At 42.2% G+C, this 2,870-nt stretch carries 3 protein-coding genes; 1 reads left to right on the plus strand and 2 read right to left on the minus strand.

What is annotated here, in order from left to right; genetic code table 11:
- Nucleotides 1-67: 67 nt before the first annotated feature.
- Both L1D46_RS20220 and zntR read right to left on the minus strand, forming a co-directional pair.
- The gene (locus L1D46_RS20220) at nucleotides 68-1,348 is read right to left on the minus strand and encodes an SO_0444 family Cu/Zn efflux transporter (protein WP_239978135.1); all 1,281 of its coding nucleotides are present in this window, start codon (nucleotides 1,346-1,348) and stop codon (nucleotides 68-70) included.
- Nucleotides 1,332-1,745 carry a Zn(2+)-responsive transcriptional regulator gene (zntR, locus tag L1D46_RS20225; RefSeq protein WP_130052199.1) on the minus strand — a complete coding sequence of 138 codons (414 nt, stop codon included), beginning with the start codon at nucleotides 1,743-1,745 and terminating at the stop codon, nucleotides 1,332-1,334. Before zntR ends, L1D46_RS20220 begins: the two co-directional genes overlap by 17 nt.
- Before the next feature lie 94 nt (nucleotides 1,746-1,839).
- Here zntR and L1D46_RS20230 point away from each other — a divergent pair, with 94 nt between their 5' ends.
- Entirely contained in the window at nucleotides 1,840-2,784 is a 945-nt protein-coding gene (locus tag L1D46_RS20230; RefSeq protein WP_130049660.1) for a D-2-hydroxyacid dehydrogenase, read from the plus strand.
- Nucleotides 2,785-2,870 lie beyond the last annotated feature (86 nt).

Here is a 2,870-nt window from a genome sequence, read left to right on the forward strand (position 1 = left end):
ACCGAGACGCGATAGTTAACCAACTTAAATCCCAATCAATGTAAAAAAATATTTTTATAACAAATAATTAAGTAATGCTCTTACCAGTTTGAGACGACTTTTTTAATACCATTTTGAGGACCAATCTAAGCATTAAAATCGCCAATACAATACCCGCTGCAAGACTTAACCAATGAGGTAAAACTTCATGCTCTTCGCCCATCATAGGCGCAACCACAAAACCATACTGCGCCACTAAATAGTTAGTTAAAAAGCCAAATGCTAGCGCCGTTCCAATTACCCCTAATAGGTAGGCAAATACTGCTCGCTTGCCAAGCTCTTTTCCAACCACACCAAGCGTTGCAATATTAGTTGCTGGCCCAGCTAACATAAACACGAGCACCGCACCGGGGGACACACCACTGAGTAATAAGCCTGCCGCAATAGGTGTCGATGCAGTCGCACAGATGTACATAGGAATACTGATTAAAATGACCACCAGCATCGCAAGGATGCCATTACCCCACTGGCTTAAATAAGATTCTGGTACATAAGTTTGTACTAGAGCAGCAAAGAATAAACCGATCATTAACCAGATCATGGTGTCTTCAAGCAGCTTGTTACAACTAAAACTCACCGCGCGTTTCAGTTTGCTAAAACGACTTTCAACGGTTTTAGTTGAGTGCTCACTGCTACAACAGCTTTTCTGCGAAGGTGCTTCTTTTTCTGTTGAGCAACTGTGTTGCTGACCCTGTGTTGGTTGCAGTTCCTTGCTACTACAACAACTTGTTTTTTTAACAGGCTCAGGTTCTTTAAGCGTTTGCTTATTACAACAACTTTGCGCGGGCTTAACAGGTGCCTCTTTGCTGCAACAGCTTGATGCGGTCATAGGCTCTGGTTGTTTACTGCTACAACAAGAGTCTGTTTTAGTGCTTTCTTTATTTGGTATTGTGCTTTGCTGTTGATGAAGTTCACTGTCTTTACCTACTAAAACACCTGCCACAATCGCACTGCATACGGCTGCAATAGGGCGAATCACCGCCATAAATGGACCTAATAACACATAAGATACGGAGACCGAATCGACCCCAGTTTCAGGAGTTGATACCAAAAATGCTGTGGTGGCACTTTTTGACGCCCCCGCTCTTCTTAAACCAATTGCCGCAGGGATTACGCCACATGAACACAGTGGCATTGGGGCACCAATAAAGGCCGCTTTCACTGTGGTCCATAAGCCTTCTTTGCCTAAATGGCGATTAAGAAAGTTGGCAGGCAAATACACATTTAAAAGACCTGCGATGAATAAGCCTAGCATTAACCAAGGTGCTGAGAGTAAAAACAGGTGCCAAAAATTAATGAGTAAGTCCATCGATATCCTCCAGCGTCGTTAGTATCGAACAGTTTTCAGCAGGTTCTTCACCGCCACAACATTTATCTGCCAATAATGAAAGTGAGTCATAAAAGCGAGTAAGCTCTGCAATTCTTTGTGCAACGAGATCACGTTTTTGTAACGTCATCTCTTTAACTTCATGGCAAGAGTGCTGATCTTTATGAAATTTAATCTGAAGTAGCTCTTTAATCTCAGCCAAACTAAAGCCAACATTCTTTGCTCTGAGAATAAAAGCCATTTGCTTATAATCATCCTCAGAGTAAAAACGATATCCTACGTCTGAACGCGAACTTGGCGTTAACAAACCATGCTTTTCGTAGTACCTTAGCGTATCTGTTGAGACACCCAACTGACGGGCAAACTCACCTATTTTCATCACCGTCTCCATTGTGAAGCGTTTATTTATTATGCTCACTATAAACCTTGGAGTACACCCCAAGGTCAAGCAATAAATTAAAAAAGGAAAGCACATGAATATTACTGTCCTTGATGCAGCGACATTAGCCAACACTTCGTTAGATGCCTTAGCGCAATTAGGTAAATTAACCTGTTATGACTTAACCAACCAAGAACAAGTTGTTGAGCGCAGCCAAGATGCAGATGTAGTTATCAGTAATAAAGTGGTGATTGATCAGCACGCCATGGCTAAGCTGACTAATTTAAAACTCATTTGCGTTGCAGCCACAGGTACTAACAACATTGACTTAGAGGCGGCTAAGAAGCATAACATTGCAGTGACAAATGTAGCGGGCTATTCAACACCAAGTGTGGTGCAACATACCTTTACTCTAATCACTAATTTATTGGGTAATACTCACAGATACATTAATGATTGTCAGCAAGGCTTATGGCAAAAAAGCCCGATGTTTTGTCGCCTAGATTACAGCTTTAATGAAATTGCCAGCAAAACATTGGCAATTGTTGGTTATGGGTCACTGGGTAAAGCCGTTGCCGACGTAGCACGAGTCTTTGGTGCCAAAGTCATCATCAGTGAGCGTAAAGGCCAAGCACCTCGTGAAGGTCGCGTCAGTTTTAATGACGCCCTAAAAACAGCGGATATTATTAGTGTCCATTGCCCGCTAACTGATGAAACTCGCAACCAAATAGCCGCGGAAGAGTTAAGAATGATGAAACCGTCAGCCATCATTATTAATACCGCCCGTGGTGGTATCATCAATGAAGCTGATTTAGCAGATGCATTGGCTAATAATATCATTGCTGGAGCTGGTGTTGATGTACTCAGCAAAGAACCCGCAGAGCAATCAAACCCGCTAGCACTCTACAAAGGGTCAAACCTATTGCTCACGCCTCACATCGCATGGGCAAGCCAAGAGTCTATTGTTCGCTTAGTTAACGAAATAGCTTTAAATATTCAGGCATTTAATCAGGGCGAGATGCGTAACAGGTTGGTCTAAAAGGCAATATATTAGTCAATAGAGCTAAGTAGTTAGTGATTTTTTACTTAGCCCCATTGCGCAAAATAACATTAACCCAATGATTT

It is taken from the genome of Pseudoalteromonas sp. Isolate3, from assembly GCF_022398505.1.
Classification (GTDB): domain Bacteria; phylum Pseudomonadota; class Gammaproteobacteria; order Enterobacterales; family Alteromonadaceae; genus Pseudoalteromonas; species Pseudoalteromonas apostichopi.

What these genes read in the sequence shown, in the direction of transcription:
- zntR (WP_130052199.1), bottom strand. Translation starts at nt 1,745, where the DNA reads ATGAAAATAGGTGAGTTTGCCCGTCAGTTGGGTGTCTCAACAGATACG.
- L1D46_RS20220 (WP_239978135.1), bottom strand. Translation starts at nt 1,348, where the DNA reads ATGGACTTACTCATTAATTTTTGGCACCTGTTTTTACTCTCAGCACCT.
- L1D46_RS20230 (WP_130049660.1), top strand. Translation starts at nt 1,840, where the DNA reads ATGAATATTACTGTCCTTGATGCAGCGACATTAGCCAACACTTCGTTA.